Raw genomic sequence first — 15,640 nt, 5'->3', positions numbered from 1 at the left:
AAATGACTAATGTTGCATTTATAACTTGAATTCACGTGTTCTATTAAAATGATCAAAACCTATTAACAATTTTTAAACAACCAAAGATTAAGAGTTAAAAATAAACGATTAACTTTATCGAAAATTAACAATTACTATGAAGATATTAATCATAGAAGATGAGATCCAATTGTCCGATGCAATTGAACAATCCTTAAAAAAGCAGCTATACGTAACTGAGTCTGCTAGTAATTTTAAAGAAGCATTACACAAAGTAATTTCTTATGATTATGATTGTATTTTATTAGATATAATGTTACCTGATGGCAATGGTATTGAGTTATTAAAGCAATTAAAAGATATCAAAAAAGATGATTCCGTCATTATAATCTCTGCAAAAGACTCACTAGACGATAAAGTATTAGGTCTAGAATTAGGTGCTGATGATTATCTGACCAAGCCTTTTCACTTATCTGAATTACACGCTCGAATCAAATCAGTATTAAGAAGGAGAAATCAGAATGGCAGCAATAGTATCGTTTTAGACAACTTAGAGTTATTTCCAGACGACTACAAAGTGACTATTGACGGAAAAGAGATTGAGGTAAACAATAAAGAGTTCGCCCTACTTCACTATTTAGTTATCAACCAAAATCGACTTCTGACCAAAGTAGCTATAGCAGAGAAAATCTGGGGCGACTATATGGATGAAGTTGACAGCTATGATTTTGTCTATTCCCAAATCAAAAATTTGCGCAAAAAGCTAAAACAGAACAACGCTCAACCAGAAATAAAGTCTGTCTATGGCATGGGGTACAAACTAGTTAATTCGAATTAATATGCGCTTACACTATCACACACTGAAATACCTATCGATTGGAATACTCCTAGTGTTATCCTTATGGGTGGCACTATTCTATACTTTTCTACTTGACGAAGTCTATGACAATATAGACGATGGACTTAAAAATGCCAAAATAGAAATCATTAAAAAAGCCTATGACGATCCTAGTGTACGTGACAAACCTCAGTTTGGACTGAATAATTTTAGAATTACTTCTTTACCTCCTGGCGATTATCCCTCTAAAAATAGCTTCAAAACAGAAGATGTCTTCTTGCCTTATGACGACGAACAACAGCCAATGCGTATACTTACAACTTACTTCAAAGATAGTCAACTGATTAACTATAAACTTGAAATAAGAACCTCAACTATCGAAGCCGACGAGCTCCTACAAGACTTCGGATTAGCAGTACTCGGACTTTTCTTCATGTTATTAATCAGTATTTTTATTATTAATTATATTGTATTAAGACGCGTTTGGACCCCTTTTTACGATTTACTCGACAAACTTAAAAAATATCACCTTGGACAAAGCTTCACTGTTGAAAACAATAGTAATATACTTGAGTTTCAAACATTAGAAACAGAAATACAAAAAATGATTAGCAATATTGAGAACACGTATACCCAACAAAAGATGTTTATCTCTAATGCTGCTCATGAAACACAAACACCTCTTGCCATTGCTACTAATAAACTTGAACTCCTCGTTGAGGAGTCTCACTTTGATGAACAACAAATAGAGCAACTTAACAGTATCCACCAAAGTCTCAACCGATTGATTAAACTCAACCGCTCACTACTAATGCTGAGTAAGATTGAAAACCATCAATACAATAAATTAGAGCCCGTTGACTTTAATGCTTTAATTTTGAATACTATACAAGAGTTCGAAGACATCTATCTATTCAAAGGAATTGAAGTTTCTTATACAGAATCCACTCCTCCGCTGATAATCACTATGGATCGTGGATTAGCAATTACACTGATCAACAACCTATTTAAAAATGCTATTAATCACAATCATCAACACGGTAATATACAAATAGTAATTACTCCTAATTCTCTTACTATCAAAAATACATCGACCTCATCGGCTTTAGATGAAAACTTGATCTATAATCGCTTCTACCGTACTAATACCAATGATCAATCTACTGGATTAGGTCTCGCATTAGTAAAAACCATTTGCAGAGAAACAAAAGGCTTATCTGTTCACTATAACTACCAAGATAATTATCACTGCTTTGAAATTTTATATAATATTTAAAAATTCCCAATTCTTTACAGATTTAGCCCTTTACTTTGTCATCAAATATTAAAATAAAAGTTATGAAAGTATTTAAAAGATTATTTATCGGAGTGAGTTTATTCGCTATTGGAGCATTAAGCATTCAAACTGCTGAAGCTAAAAAAATTCAAATTCAAAAGAATGCATTACCTAAGACAGCTATCGAATTCTTAGACCAAAACTTTTCTCAAGAACCTATTAACTTCATCACTGAAGACAAAGAATGGTTTGATACGGATTACTCTGTATTATTAAACAACATGACAGAGATTGAATTCGACAAAAATGGTAATTGGACAGATGTATCTAATAAAACTACAGCTATTCCTACAGATTTTATCTTACCTGCAATCGTGAGTCATGTAAAAACTAATTTTGCTAATGCTCATATCTTAAAGATTGAAAAGGACAATAGACAATTTGAAGTAAAGCTATCGAACAGTCTAGAACTTGTCTTTGACAACAATGGTACATTCATGAGAATTGATGATTAATGCAAACTTGTTATTATAAAGAAAGGACTACCTCGACAGGTAGTCCTTTTTGTTTCAATAATCGCAACCAATTTGCATTGATTCTGGGGACTGTATTATTGACACTGAGTAAAAAGAAAAAATTTGGCTCCAAATATATCTTTTAATATCTCATAATGCGATATTATTTAGTAGACCTCTTGTTTTTTTGAGGGAACGAGACTTTCCCCCCTTTTTTACTTCTCTAGTGTCAATCTATTTTTTCAAAAGGACAATCCCTTTATCAGTTATATCTATTTGTTTATTCTTGTAAAGTGTACCAACAGCCTTCTTAAACGTCTTCTTACTGATGTTTAAAACTGTTTTAATATCTTCTGGATGACTGTTATCCGTCAGTCCTAAAAAACCATTGTTATCCTCTAATGCTTCTAAGATAGCGTTAGCCGTAGTCAATACGCCATCAAAACCTACTTTTTGACGAGTCACATCAATCTTTCCATCAGGGCGAATAGACTTGATATAACCTATCACGCGATCTCCTGTACGCAGATCTTCGTACACTTCATTCTTATAGATCAATCCTTTATGCTTGTCATTAATGATAACATTTATCCCAAGATCAGTAATATGCGATACGACCAACTCTACTTCTTCTCCTACTTCAACAGTTAGCGTTGAGTTGTCTAAGAATTGATTCAAACGACTTGATCCTACTAATCGATTAGACTTTTCGTCTAATGACATATAGATCAAATAATAGTGTCCTTCTTTCATTGGACGTGCTTGCTCTCTAAAAGGTACAAACAAATCTTTCTCTAAGCCCATATCCATAAATGCACCATATTGATTGATATAGCTCACTTTCAATAGTGCAAACTCATCTCTATATATGTATGGTTCTAAAGTAGTCGCTACTGGGCGCTCTTCTTGATCCAAATAAACAAATACGACTAACTCTTGATCAATCTCATATTGCTTTGGTACATATTTATTTGGAAGTAATATATCCTTCTCTCCGTCTGTCAAATACAATCCTATACTTGTGCTGCGGGCTATTCTCAATGTATTATCGTCTCCTATCTTTATCATTCTTTCTATGGGGTATTAAAATTCTAACTCAAACTTTTCTTTCAACAAACGTACGTTGTCATTTAGCTGAATAAAATGTTTTAGCTTATCATTATTATCAAATACTTTCTTAACTAACTTAACTTCTTCGTTTACAATAATCTCTATTTCGATATCGTAATTCTTTAGGCGCTTGCGCAAGTGATTAACCAATTCATACTTATACTCGTCAAAACTAAGCTTAGATCCGGCATTGGGCATTTCTAAGGATATATGACTCCCGGCTAATCTGGGTGGTGTCATTCCCATCAAAGAGGACATAAGCATAAAACCTGAACGACTTAGCTTGTCTTGGTATAGCTTCCACTCATTCATCAACGAATCATACGTAAATGCATTCCTTGGTAAATCTTCTGGATTAACTACTGTCTGTTCTAATGATGACTCCAAAGCCCTACGCTTCTGAATACTAGATAGAGACAATGCATTAATACGCGTAGTATTTTCTTTTTGCTCTAAAGCAGAATTACCTTGTGGTATTTCCACCGTACTAACTGGCTCAGCTGTACTTGATTGAGAGACAGCAGCAGACACAGCTACCTGATTGACTGATGGTTGTTCCACTGTCGAAATACCATTAGTTACAGCAGGCTGACTCACAGGTGCAATAGGTTGCTGTAAACCACTTAAGTCACTTACAGGATAACTAGGTAACGCATTAGGTAAAGGAGGTAACTCTTGCAGTATTTCCTTTAACCTTTCAGCCGATATTATTGTTGATTTATCTTTTTTTTTTCGCCATCAATGGCTAGTGAAGCAAGTTGCATCAAACACAACTCTACTAATAAACGCTGATTTTGACTCGATTTATACTTAAGATCACAATCATTTGCCAACGCTATAGCACTTAGTAAAAATGGAAAAGACGTCTTTTGAGACTGACCGATAAACAGTTGCTTACCGTGTTCGCCTACTTCTAATAAAGAAGCTGTTTCTGGCGCCATTACTACCATTAAGTTTCTAAAGTGCGAAGCTAACCCAGCTACAAAGTGCTGTCCGTCAAAACCTTTAGCTAAGATATCGTCAAACGCTGTAAGTAAAGCAGGAATATGTCCTGCCAATATCATATCAGTAATGCGGATATAATATTCAAAGTCCAATACGTTTAAGTTCTCCGCTACAGCCTGTCTAGTCAAATTTTGACCGCAATAAGAGACCACGCGATCAAAGATTGATAGAGCATCACGCATAGCACCATCAGCCTTCTGAGCTATGATGCGTAAGGCATCATCTTCATAGTTTATCCCTTGGCTTCTAGCCACTAATGCTAAGTGATTCGCAGCATCTGCTATTGTGATACGCTTAAAGTCAAATATCTGACAACGAGACAATATCGTTGGTATAATCTTGTGCTTTTCTGTCGTTGCTAAAATGAATATAGCATGACGTGGCGGTTCTTCTAATGTTTTTAAGAAAGCATTGAATGCTGCTGATGATAGCATATGCACCTCATCTATGATATATACTTTATACTTTCCTGTCTGTGGAGGTATTCTTACCTGGTCTATCAAGTTGCGTATATCATCTACGGAATTATTAGAAGCAGCATCTAATTCGAATACATTAAATGCGAAGTCTTCATTCGGATCATCATACCCTTCTTGGTTTATCTTTCTAGCCAATATACGCGCACATGTAGTCTTACCTACACCTCTAGGTCCTGTAAACAACAAAGCTTGAGCCAAGTGATTGCTTTCAATAGCATTCAATAAGGTATTAGTAATCGCTTGCTGTCCGACAACATCTTGAAATGTCTGTGGTCTATATTTTCTGGCTGATACGATAAATTGTTCCATTGGCATATAATCTTGTGAGCAAAGGTAATTTTAATTTTCTTATTGCGAAAATTATTCACGTAACTCTAACGGGAAAAATTGATCTTCTCTTATCTTATTCTTCCACATAATTCTAAGCTCGTTAAAATTAACTGGATTTGCTCCTCGGGTAAGGTCTATTTCATAACGAAAAGATAGGTACTGCAGCTGTGTCTCCAAATAGAAATCATTCAAATCACTTTCTGGGTGATAGGTGGATTTTAAATTAAGGCTAAAGGTTTTTGCTGTCGCATTAGACCAAAAGGCAGTCCAACCACTTTTAAATTCTTTAATAAGTTCAAATGCACTCTGTCCTGTCTCTCGGTGAATTAACTTCAATAGCACTTTCCCATCATTTCTAGAAAGTTTTTTTAACTTCTCCTTAAACTGACTTTCTAAGTAATGCTGTGAGCGCTTGATATATTTTCGCTTATCTCTATTTGATTCTATCTTAGCTAAGTTTTCATTTAGTATGATTAAGTTTTGCGCTGTAGCTTTTGCATAGGGATAGACACGACGAATTCGATTGCGAAGAATACGCATATCCTTGCGATATTGTTCTTCACGCATATCAACACCTATGTAAATTTCAGGCATGGAATAAAGCTGTAGAGTATCTCCCTCAACAGTAACTTCAACCGGTATTTCTGGTGTAGGAACCAAAGTTATTTCTTGACTAAAACCTACACTAGGCAAGAATAAAACAAGGCTATAAACGATTCGTCTCATAAAGAAATATATAAGTCAAAATTAGCCATTTTAATTGAGTTATTGTACAATTCTAATTAAATTAGCAAAAAATTAAAAAAATGCACATAGACAATATTTTAGATGAGCAATCCCTTGCTTTCTTAGAATCATATTTAAACAATACTTCCGCTACGGGTCATGAAGTTAATGGACAAAAATTGTGGATGGAATACTTAAAACCGTATGTAGACACCTTTATTACTGACACTTATGGGACAGCCGTAGGGGTTATTAATCCCGATGCTCCTTACAAAGTAGTTATTGAAGGACATGCTGACGAGATTTCTTGGTACGTGAAGTATATCACGGAGGAAGGTTTTATTCACGTGGTTCGCAATGGTGGTAGTGACCACATGATTGCCCCGTCAAAACGCGTACACATTCATACCAAAAACGGCATTGTAGAAGGAGTCTTTGGTTGGCCGGCTATCCATATTCGCAACAGAGCAGGGAAAGAAGAAATGCCTAAAATCGAAACAAACTTTATCGACGTAGGCTGTGAGACTAAGGCTGAAGTAGAAGCATTAGGTGTACATGTAGGCTGTGTGATCACCTACCCAGATACTTTTACCATCTTGAATAAAAATAAGTTTGTTTGTCGTGCAATTGACAATCGAATTGGCGGTTTTATGATTGCTCAAGTAGCTCGTCTATTAAAAGAAAACAACAAACAGTTGCCTTTCGGTCTATATATTGTTAATAGTGTACAAGAAGAAGTAGGATTACGCGGAGCGGAGATGATCACCCAACGCATCAAGCCGAATGTAGCCATCGTGACTGACGTATGTCATGACTCAAATACTCCCCTTGTAGATAAGACAATCGAAGGAGACAACAAAATTGGTAAAGGCCCAGTGATCGGATATGCTCCAGCTATTCAAAATAAACTGAGAGAACTAATCGAAGATACTGCCCTAGCACACAACATACCATTTCAACGCAATGCAATGTCTCGCGTGACTGGTACAGATACAGATGCCTTTGCCTATAGCAATGGTGGGGTGGCTTCTGCCCTGATCTCTTTAGCGCTGCGCTATATGCATACAACTGTAGAGATGGTTCACAAAGATGATGTAGAGCACACCATTCAACTAATCTATGAATCTGTACTTAAAATAGAGAACAATGAAACATTCTCTTATTTCAAATAAGGACGGACTACTAATAACAAAAAAACCTCAAGAGATTAACTCTTGAGGTTTTTTGTTACCTTAGGATTTTCTAGTTTGAATAAATTCTCTCTCTTTAAAGAATAAAGAAAACCTCCTAGACCAGCACAAACTAAAATGAACCTCATTTCTTTTTTCACGCTTCAACTTTATTTAAATTAAGAGTTTATCTACTCTTTTTAGCCAAAGATTACCACCCTAAAAAGGTATTTTTACCACGCTAACTTTCTTCTTCTACATTCTTTTTCTTGCCAAGACTTACCTATCAGTGCGGTATACCTGCAGAATACCTCCCAAAAACACTTCTCTTGGTAACAAAAGGTCAAGAATACTGCACGTATACCTGAATCATCTGCGGATACCAAACGGCAATATTAACCCTATAATTAATTCTATAAAAAAAATACTTCACACAAATCTAATGGCGATCATTAACTTAGACTTCATCTGAAAATAAAAGATAAAAATCAGGGCTTACCATTTATCCAAGATCATTCTTAGAAACTCCCGTTAATTATGTGTACTTTTGAATAAATCAAACTAATAGAAATGTCTATTTACAATAAAAACAAAAAAACAACTGAAAAAATAAATCGCAATTTGACCCTTGCGCAAATAATAGAACAAGCAGGAACTCAACCAGAGTATAGAGCTATTTTCTACGAGCGCATGTTGAAGGATTATATCTACGTATTGGTACAGTCAGGATACAAACCAGAAGACTTAACCGTTGGCATCGATCCAAATATTCCAGTAATTACTTTTGAAAACGGGGGTATCCCTGTCTTTACACACCCTGATCGCATCTACGATGGGGGTGCCATTAATGAGGAAATGGATTATATCAAAGTGAGAGGGCGTTCATTCTTAGAATTGACCATTGGCAATCCTTTAATTGTCAATCCATTTTCTAAGATATACAAAGAGCTCGTGCCCCCAGAGGTTTCTGAAATGCTTAATGGCAGTATCTTTAACCCAAAGCACAGCCCTATCTTGCGCACAAAAATGAATGCATTGATCGGACATCCAGAATATGAACCAACACAGCTATTAAATGCTTTATCTAATGCGTATGCTGAAGTGTCAGAAATCACTAATGCTTACCTAGGTTGGACCTTTACAGAGGAAGTCGATAATGAAGCTCACTATACAATTGCTATCGAAACAGAGACAGAGAAGCCCTTTAAAGAATTTGCTGTCTTGACTTCTACAGTTTGTCAAGATCACCTCAATGGCGACCAAGTAATTGACATCGTCAAATTAGAACCAGGAGGCAACTTCAGTGACTTTTTCTACAATCAATCAACTCCCTTTTACACTCGAAAATAACAATGCCAAACCAAGCTATTTTTACTCCTATTGACTATGATAATTGGGCGCGTAAGCCTTATTTTGACTATTACTATTATAAGCTAAAGTCAAGGTACACAATCAGTGTAAAAATAGATATAACAACCTTGGATATAAAACGCAGAGAAAAGCAGTATAGATTCTATCCTACTTTTCTCTACGTTATCATGAAAGCAATCAATGCAAGTGAAGCATTTCGCACAACTTTTCACCAAGGCAAACTTGGGCATTGGAGCTATATGCAGCCATCCTTTACGATCTTTCACAAAGATGACTGTACCTTCTCTGACCTATGGAGTGAGTATCACCCAGAATTCACAGACTTTTATCGCATAATTACCCAAGACATCAAAACCTATAAAGACGTCAAGGGAATCAAGATAAGAGATCATCAACCCCCCAACCTCCTCCCTATTTCATGTATTCCATGGATAGACTTTGAGAGTATTAGTCAAGATACTGTAATTGACAATGACTTTCTGAGACCGATCATTCGCTTTGGCAAATTTTATACTGAATGTGAGCAGACCAAAATTGCCTTAAGCATCTATGTCAATCACGCCGTTGCCGATGGATATCATACAGCAATGCTAATTCAGCACATTCAACAAATTTGTGATAACGCTGTCGATTGGATCTAACATTATTCGCACCAAGTACTATTGATATTTAAGAATTCAATAGATTTTGACAAGAGTATTTTTCACATAAGTAAAAAATACTATATTGCGACTTCGAATTTTTAAAAACAAAGAATGAGTACAAAGACAAAAAAGAGTTTAGTTGACCGGTTCCTATCTTCCGTAGAGCGAATAGGGAACTTATTGCCACACCCTGCAACCTTGTTTGCCAGTTTTGCCTTATTAGTAATTATAGCTTCCTGGATTGCCAGTTTTTTTGATCTGTCCGTGATACACCCAGGAACAAAAGAAGAAATTCATTCTGTAAACCTTTTAAGTGCAGAAGGTCTAAAACTCATTCTAACAAAAATGGTAACCAATTTTACTGGTTTCGCTCCATTAGGAACAGTATTAGTATCTTTACTAGGTATTGGTATCGCAGAGGGATCAGGATTAATCGGTACTGTATTAAAGAAAATCGTATTATCTTCACCAAAGAAGCTTTTAACCTTCGTTATTGTATTTGCAGGTATTCTATCAAACACTGCAAGTGAAGTAGGTTATGTATTGTTAGTACCCCTAGCAGCGATAATCTTTTTAGCAGCAGGAAGACACCCTGTAGCAGGATTAGCCGCAGCCTTTGCAGGTGTATCAGGAGGATATAGTGCTAATTTACTACTGGGAACTATCGACCCATTATTAGCAGGGCTTTCAGAAGAAGCTGCGCGAATTATCGACCCTACTTACGTAGTCAATCCAGCATCAAACTATTACTTCCTATTCGTTTCTACTTTTCTAATTTCTATTTTAGGTACATGGGTAACAGAGAAAATCGTAGTTCCACGCCTAGGAGAATATAAAGGAGATGAAAAAGCACTACCTATCGAGCCCTTAACGGCTCTTGAAAAAAGAGGGTTAGTATATGCAACGATAGGAGGCTTACTATTCACAGCATTCGTATTGGGAGGTTTAATACCAGAAGACGGATACCTAAGAGGTGAAGGAGGGCAAATATTAAAATCTCCATTTATGTCAGGTATCGTAGCTTTATTATTCATTGGATCAGCTATCGGAGGTATTGCCTATGGAATTGGAGCTAAAACAATCAAGAATGACGAAGATGTAATGAAAGGAATGTCTAAGGCAATGCAGACTTTAGGTTCCTATATCGTATTAGTCTTCTTTGCTGCCCAGTTCGTGGCTTACTTCAATTGGACAAACTTAGGATTAATCTTTGCTATTGAAGGAGCAGAAACGCTACAGAAGTCAGGATTAGGAGCTATTCCCTTAATGTTAGCCTTCGTTATCGTATCAGCAGTAATCAACTTGATTATGGGAAGTGCATCAGCTAAGTGGGCTATTATGGCGCCAGTCTTTATACCGATGTTTATGCTACTTGGCTTTTCACCAGAGTTAGTGCAAGTAGCTTATCGTGTAGGAGACAGTGTGACTAACATCATTTCACCGATGATGAGTTATTTTGCCTTAATAGTAGCCTTTATGCAGCGCTATGACAAGAATGCAGGTATTGGTACCATCGTATCAACGATGCTTCCTTATACTTTCGTATTCTTTATTGGGTGGTCTGTATTATTGATCATTTGGATATGGTTTGACATTCCAATTGGTCCTGGAGCTTCCTTATCAATCCCAATAAAATAACAAAAAAAAAATCCTAGTCTGTTGAGACTAGGATTTTTTTTTGTTATGCTTTGAAAAACTCTTTCTCTAACACTAATGGTTCAATGTATTGATCTCCTTTGTAAACACGCATGTTTCCACCTGAAATCTCATCAATTAGAATGATATCATTCGTTTCTTTATCACGACCAAACTCTAGTTTGATATCATATAACTCTAATCCTTTTGTCGCCAATTCCTCTTTAATATAACCACAGATTGTTTTAGTTAATTGTTTTAGCGCTTCGTACTCAGCCTCTGTAAGAACATTTAACTCACTCAGTGTATCTTTTGAAATCGTTGGATCACCTCTTTCGTCATCCTTGATCGTAATCTCAACCAAACTATTTAATCTTTGTCCTTGCTCTAGGTATGCTCCATATCTTCTATAGAAACTACCTACTGCGCGAAAGCGACAGATAACCTCTAATCCCTTTCCAAATGGAACAGCTTCTCTTACGACCATAGATACATCATCTAAATCAGCTGACACATAGTGTGAAGGTACTTCTTTTGTCTTTAACAATTCAAAGAAATGCTTAGTCATGCGAAGCCCACTACGTCCTACCCCTTCAATAGTCAATCCTACGCTATTCGCTCCTGGATCAAATACACCATTCTCTCCAGTTACATCATCTTTAAACTTTAATAATACTTCGTTTCCTCCAAGTGAATAAACATCTTTTGTTTTTCCTTTGTACTTTAATTCCATACTTTAGTTATGTTGTTATTGAAAGACCAAAAATAACATAATTCGAACAACTGTCACTACTTTATAAAAAGAAAAAACACTTAAATACCTAATGTACCTAAGTGTTTATCCAACATTTATATATCAAACTAAATCACATTGAATTCACATCTTCTATTCTCCTGTTCAGGAGAAGTCGATGTACTCACAGACAATCGAGATAGATCATAGTTTACCCGTTCTACTTTTTTTACCAAGCAAGACTTATCAATCCCCAAACTTATCAAATAATCAATTACACGATCTGCTCTACGTCCTGTCAACCAAGAGTCATATTTTAAGTTTCCTCTTGTGTCTAAATAAACCTTCACCTGAACACGAGCTGATGCATTCTTGATCATATAAGCCGCGATTTCATCAGCAACTTGTTTATTGGCCTCTGTCAAATACGAACTATTGTACGCATAGTAAAACATCGGCAAAGTAAGTACTTTAGGAACATTTGTCTTATTTAACTTCTTAAGATCAACCACCAATTCCTTTTTTCCCGATGGAGTCTCACGGACATCGTTGTACTCTTCTACAGCTTGTGCTACTACAGGAGTAGTATAGCTTGTCGCGCGATGATCGTCATAAGGACTCGTTCTCTTTGCTCGACTGTTATCATTGATTGATGCATTCGCTAACTGATTATAANTTTGCTCGACTGTTATCATTGATTGATGCATTCGCTAACTGATTATAATTAGCTTGATTATTATAGTTCTGTGAAGCTCCTCTAGCATGACCACGAGGATCTTCATACGCTACCTCACGAGCTGATGCGCGGTTTGACTGATTATAGTTAGCTTGATTATTATAGTTCTGTGAAGCTCCTCTAGCATGATCACGAGGATCTTCGTATGCTACCTCACGAGCTGATGCGCGGTTTGAAGAGTTATTTACATATTGTCCTTCGTTAATACGCTGAAGTTGTTCACTATTTAACACTATTTCTCGTTTCCCATTAGAAGATAAAGGTGATTCTACAGCAGGGGTATTCGTTTGTGGATTAGGATCTTCAAAGTGATTATCTCTAGAGAAACTTGCTTTAGCTAGTTGAGTTGATTGATGACTAGTTGGTTGGTTAACAGTTTCGTGGTGAGTTTCCTCGTCGTATAGTTCTTCATAATTCTCACTGTCATATTTTTCATTAACTACATAGCGTACTGTTGAATTACTTTTTGAAGCCATTATCTTTGACTTTTGCTTATAGTCATCATTAGAATGTCCTTCATTAATCAATTTGAGTTCACGAGTAACAAAAGATGATCGTCCATCGTCATATTTTGTAATGTCCATGCGCTCAAAGCCCATATTAGCAGTTAATACGTCCTCCATGCGTTCAACAAAGTATTCTACACGAATATAATCCTTTGCAGTACCTACAATCTTGTAAACATCAACTAATGCTCTCGAGTCCAAAGCATAAAACCCTTGTGCATTTGAATATACTGTAACTATTCTTCCTCCATTGCGATCATAAAAAGATACCGCACCATCAACAATTGGTCTATTCTTTTTCTTATCAAATAATTTGCCTTCAACTCTTTGCGCAAATATCGCTGTAGAACTCAAAAACACAAGGCCACATATGGCTAAACAAACTTTTTTCATATTACTTTTTTCACAACTTATACACTAATCAAATATATGAAAACATTCAGTATATTAACATAAATAAACACACTAAATACAACCTATAGCAACATTTAATAAAATTACTTAACAATATTAGCACAAATAAAAACGACAAACAAAAAGATTTTAACATTATTTCACTATTCAAAGTCCAAATCTTTATAAAGCAGAACAATATTCAAGACTTTTAGCTAAAAGTAAACTAAAAAAGGAACAATAGTTGTGCATAGTTTATAAAAACGAATGAAAACACTATTTACTTTTTTACTACTCTTACAATCAATAAGTTCACTAGGACAAGTAACGATTGACTTGAGTAAACCTTATCGGGACATCCCTATTTATGAAAAAAGTCTTATTCGTATTGATACAATGGCCAATCCTCCCTACGTGTGGCTACTCAAAGATAAACTAGTCAAAGAATTACTCACAAACTACTATGCTTATTACGCTCCAAACATAGGGACAGTAGAGGCAACAGACATCATCACAAAAGACAAGGATTACTACTTAAAGTCTAAGACAAAAAATCACACAATAATCTCTATTCTACATCCCGTATGGTTGTTGAGAAGTGAAGCCACCTTTCTAATGCTCGGTAACAACAACTGCATACTTGCAATTTACACTACAATGCTCTGCTACCCCGCAAATGATGGACTAAACTGTATAGACAAACAAAGCAAATATGTCAAGTTAGTCAGGGGAATAACACCACCTCACTCCTTACTAGAACAACATTAGTCATTCCTAGGCAATGGAAGCCATCTATAAAAATAAAGAGCAGTGATAAGTAAACTTACCACTGCTCTTTATTTTTCACGAATTATCGTTTAGTAAACTCCAATATAGTATTGGTCCTTACCTGAAGTAATTTTCGCTCCTTTTACTCCTTCTGGAGCATTAGACGCTACATCAAAGATATAGATATTACCTTCACCTGATACCTCAGATAGTGCAATATAAAACTTACCATCACGTACTATAGAGGTTTGGTATTGTGTCAACCACAATTTTCCATTCGGCACATTTAAGTCTACCGCAGTCTTGTTATTTAAATCAATACGAGCTAATCCCCATAGGTTTGTTTTTGTAGGGTTTCCTTGTGGATCAACTCCCATTTCAAAACCTTCCTCATCAAGCTTTTGGTATGGCATATAACCAATTCCATTACCTACATAAAACCATCCATTACTTGATACTTTTTTACCACCTAATGCAGCACCTAAATCAAAAATAAATGATTTGTCATAAGCTCCGTTTACTAATTTAGTGACATAAGTCTTATCATTCCCATTAACCATTTGTAATACTGCACCTTGCTCATCTTTGTGAAGTGTAGGAGTACGGTATCCATTTGTTGTTCCTTCAACGTGATCAGTCGTTAGAACAGATGTTTTAGTTAAATCATTTTTATCAACCACTAATGTAAACGCCTTATCAACTGGTTTACGCTTTCCTGTAGTTAAGTCTAATAGAGACGCAGAAGCTCCATAGTATAATTTATCACCAGACAATACAGGAGAGTCAATACGAGAAATGTAATACCCTTGTTTTGCTAATTCCTCTGGAATTTTAACCTCTATTTTCTGCTCTGAATTTGTAAATGCCCATTTATCCAAATCAAGCAGTGCAATACTTGCTACCATAGAATGTCCTAAATACCCTTGTTTACCTTCTTGATCAGAGTACTTAGCAGTTGCCTTGATATAATGGATAGACCCTAAGTCTTCAGTTACTTTGGTAAAACGTCCAGTTCTAACACCTAAAATAGGAGAAGAATCAATTTGGGCTACTGACTTATAGTTCTGACCACCTAAATGCTCTAATTTAGAAATATCACCCACAGTATAGTTTAAACTATAAACATACTTACCATCGTCTGAAACGAAAATACGTGCCGTACGCGATGAAGGCAACTGATAACCTGAATTTGAAAAACTAATTGTTCCTTTGGTTACATCATCAACCCCTTGCATATAAATTGCTGACTCAGACCCCGAACCACTAGCAAAAGCTAATTGAAATTGTTTATCTTTTCCTGGAGGTGTAGTTGTACCGCCTTCTACTGCGCTATCATCAGATGAACAAGCAGCAGAGAAAGCTAACATACCCACCAAAGCAAATGAGGTTGCTAATGACCTAAATTTAAAACTCATAACTATATTAAT

15 protein-coding genes are annotated in these 15,640 nt (G+C 35.9%); 8 read left to right on the top strand and 7 right to left on the bottom strand.

Annotated elements, in window-relative coordinates; all coding sequences use genetic code 11:
• Window positions 1-136 precede the first annotated feature (136 nt).
• The 3 genes from GJV77_RS04895 (at window position 137) to GJV77_RS04885 (ending at window position 2,608) form a co-directional block, all read left to right on the top strand.
• A complete protein-coding gene (locus tag GJV77_RS04895) occupies window positions 137-817 on the top strand; it encodes a response regulator transcription factor (protein ID WP_155035238.1) in 681 nt (226 codons plus the stop codon).
• A 1-nt stretch (window position 818) separates the two neighbouring features.
• On the top strand, window positions 819-2,093 hold the full coding sequence (locus GJV77_RS04890) for a sensor histidine kinase (protein ID WP_155035237.1): 1,275 nt from the start codon (window positions 819-821) through the stop codon (window positions 2,091-2,093).
• 62 nt (window positions 2,094-2,155) lie between these two features.
• The gene (locus GJV77_RS04885; protein ID WP_155035236.1) at window positions 2,156-2,608 is read left to right on the top strand and encodes a PepSY-like domain-containing protein; all 453 of its coding nucleotides are present in this window, start codon (window positions 2,156-2,158) and stop codon (window positions 2,606-2,608) included.
• Window positions 2,609-2,842: 234 nt separating this feature from the next.
• On the opposite strand, the gene GJV77_RS04880 is transcribed toward GJV77_RS04885, so the two are convergent.
• The 4 genes from GJV77_RS04880 to GJV77_RS04865 form a co-directional block, all read right to left on the bottom strand.
• Entirely contained in the window at window positions 2,843-3,676 is an 834-nt protein-coding gene (locus GJV77_RS04880; protein WP_155035235.1) for a CvfB family protein, read from the bottom strand.
• Window positions 3,677-3,691: 15 nt separating this feature from the next.
• A complete protein-coding gene (locus tag GJV77_RS04875; protein WP_155035234.1) occupies window positions 3,692-4,315 on the bottom strand; it encodes a hypothetical protein in 624 nt (207 codons plus the stop codon).
• 110 nt (window positions 4,316-4,425) lie between these two features.
• A complete protein-coding gene (dnaX, locus tag GJV77_RS04870) occupies window positions 4,426-5,511 on the bottom strand; it encodes a DNA polymerase III subunit gamma/tau (RefSeq protein WP_155035233.1) in 1,086 nt (361 codons plus the stop codon).
• A gap of 51 nt (window positions 5,512-5,562) precedes the next feature.
• The gene (locus tag GJV77_RS04865) at window positions 5,563-6,258 is read right to left on the bottom strand and encodes a DUF4294 domain-containing protein (protein ID WP_155035232.1); all 696 of its coding nucleotides are present in this window, start codon (window positions 6,256-6,258) and stop codon (window positions 5,563-5,565) included.
• A gap of 80 nt (window positions 6,259-6,338) precedes the next feature.
• On the opposite strand from GJV77_RS04865, the gene GJV77_RS04860 reads away from it, so the two are divergent.
• From GJV77_RS04860 to GJV77_RS04845, 4 genes are all read left to right on the top strand, one after another.
• A complete protein-coding gene (locus GJV77_RS04860) occupies window positions 6,339-7,430 on the top strand; it encodes a M42 family metallopeptidase (RefSeq protein WP_155035231.1) in 1,092 nt (363 codons plus the stop codon).
• A 567-nt stretch (window positions 7,431-7,997) separates the two neighbouring features.
• Complete coding sequence (locus GJV77_RS04855; RefSeq protein ID WP_155035230.1) at window positions 7,998-8,777, top strand: enhanced serine sensitivity protein SseB C-terminal domain-containing protein; 780 nt, start codon at window positions 7,998-8,000, stop codon at window positions 8,775-8,777.
• Window positions 8,778-8,779: 2 nt separating this feature from the next.
• Entirely contained in the window at window positions 8,780-9,439 is a 660-nt protein-coding gene (locus GJV77_RS04850) for a CatA-like O-acetyltransferase (protein ID WP_155035229.1), read from the top strand.
• Window positions 9,440-9,553: 114 nt separating this feature from the next.
• The gene (locus GJV77_RS04845; protein WP_155035228.1) at window positions 9,554-11,080 is read left to right on the top strand and encodes an AbgT family transporter; all 1,527 of its coding nucleotides are present in this window, start codon (window positions 9,554-9,556) and stop codon (window positions 11,078-11,080) included.
• Between the two features lie 43 nt (window positions 11,081-11,123).
• On the opposite strand, the gene GJV77_RS04840 is transcribed toward GJV77_RS04845, so the two are convergent.
• The gene (locus GJV77_RS04840) at window positions 11,124-11,810 is read right to left on the bottom strand and encodes a phosphoribosylaminoimidazolesuccinocarboxamide synthase (RefSeq protein ID WP_155035227.1); all 687 of its coding nucleotides are present in this window, start codon (window positions 11,808-11,810) and stop codon (window positions 11,124-11,126) included.
• 128 nt (window positions 11,811-11,938) lie between these two features.
• On the bottom strand, window positions 11,939-12,265 hold the full coding sequence (locus GJV77_RS15100) for an OmpA family protein (protein ID WP_449406771.1): 327 nt from the start codon (window positions 12,263-12,265) through the stop codon (window positions 11,939-11,941).
• Window positions 12,266-13,712: 1,447 nt separating this feature from the next.
• Between GJV77_RS15100 and GJV77_RS04825 the strand changes: the two genes are divergently transcribed.
• A complete protein-coding gene (locus tag GJV77_RS04825) occupies window positions 13,713-14,213 on the top strand; it encodes a hypothetical protein (protein WP_155035224.1) in 501 nt (166 codons plus the stop codon).
• 89 nt (window positions 14,214-14,302) lie between these two features.
• On the opposite strand, the gene GJV77_RS04820 is transcribed toward GJV77_RS04825, so the two are convergent.
• Window positions 14,303-15,628: a hypothetical protein gene (locus GJV77_RS04820; protein ID WP_155035223.1), complete on the bottom strand. Its 1,326-nt coding sequence runs from the start codon at window positions 15,626-15,628 to the stop codon at window positions 14,303-14,305.
• Between the last annotated feature and the right edge of the window lie 12 nt (window positions 15,629-15,640).

The organism is Myroides pelagicus (assembly GCF_009711055.1).
GTDB classification, from domain to species: Bacteria; Bacteroidota; Bacteroidia; order Flavobacteriales; family Flavobacteriaceae; genus Flavobacterium; species Flavobacterium pelagicum.
This window is presented reverse-complemented; position numbering and strand designations above follow the sequence as displayed.

Bases quoted from the DNA above. Each gene is read 5' to 3' on its own strand.
- GJV77_RS04845 (WP_155035228.1), top strand. From the start codon at position 9,554: ATGAGTACAAAGACAAAAAAGAGTTTAGTTGACCGGTTCCTATCTTCC.
- GJV77_RS04825 (WP_155035224.1), top strand. From the start codon at position 13,713: ATGAAAACACTATTTACTTTTTTACTACTCTTACAATCAATAAGTTCA.
- GJV77_RS04865 (WP_155035232.1), bottom strand. From the start codon at position 6,258: ATGAGACGAATCGTTTATAGCCTTGTTTTATTCTTGCCTAGTGTAGGT.
- dnaX (WP_155035233.1), bottom strand. From the start codon at position 5,511: ATGGAACAATTTATCGTATCAGCCAGAAAATATAGACCACAGACATTT.
- GJV77_RS04850 (WP_155035229.1), top strand. From the start codon at position 8,780: ATGCCAAACCAAGCTATTTTTACTCCTATTGACTATGATAATTGGGCG.
- GJV77_RS15100 (WP_449406771.1), bottom strand. From the start codon at position 12,265: ATGTTTTACTATGCGTACAATAGTTCGTATTTGACAGAGGCCAATAAA.
- GJV77_RS04820 (WP_155035223.1), bottom strand. From the start codon at position 15,628: ATGAGTTTTAAATTTAGGTCATTAGCAACCTCATTTGCTTTGGTGGGT.
- GJV77_RS04885 (WP_155035236.1), top strand. From the start codon at position 2,156: ATGAAAGTATTTAAAAGATTATTTATCGGAGTGAGTTTATTCGCTATT.
- GJV77_RS04890 (WP_155035237.1), top strand. From the start codon at position 819: ATGCGCTTACACTATCACACACTGAAATACCTATCGATTGGAATACTC.
- GJV77_RS04860 (WP_155035231.1), top strand. From the start codon at position 6,339: ATGCACATAGACAATATTTTAGATGAGCAATCCCTTGCTTTCTTAGAA.
- GJV77_RS04895 (WP_155035238.1), top strand. From the start codon at position 137: ATGAAGATATTAATCATAGAAGATGAGATCCAATTGTCCGATGCAATT.
- GJV77_RS04840 (WP_155035227.1), bottom strand. From the start codon at position 11,810: ATGGAATTAAAGTACAAAGGAAAAACAAAAGATGTTTATTCACTTGGA.
- GJV77_RS04880 (WP_155035235.1), bottom strand. From the start codon at position 3,676: ATGATAAAGATAGGAGACGATAATACATTGAGAATAGCCCGCAGCACA.
- GJV77_RS04855 (WP_155035230.1), top strand. From the start codon at position 7,998: ATGTCTATTTACAATAAAAACAAAAAAACAACTGAAAAAATAAATCGC.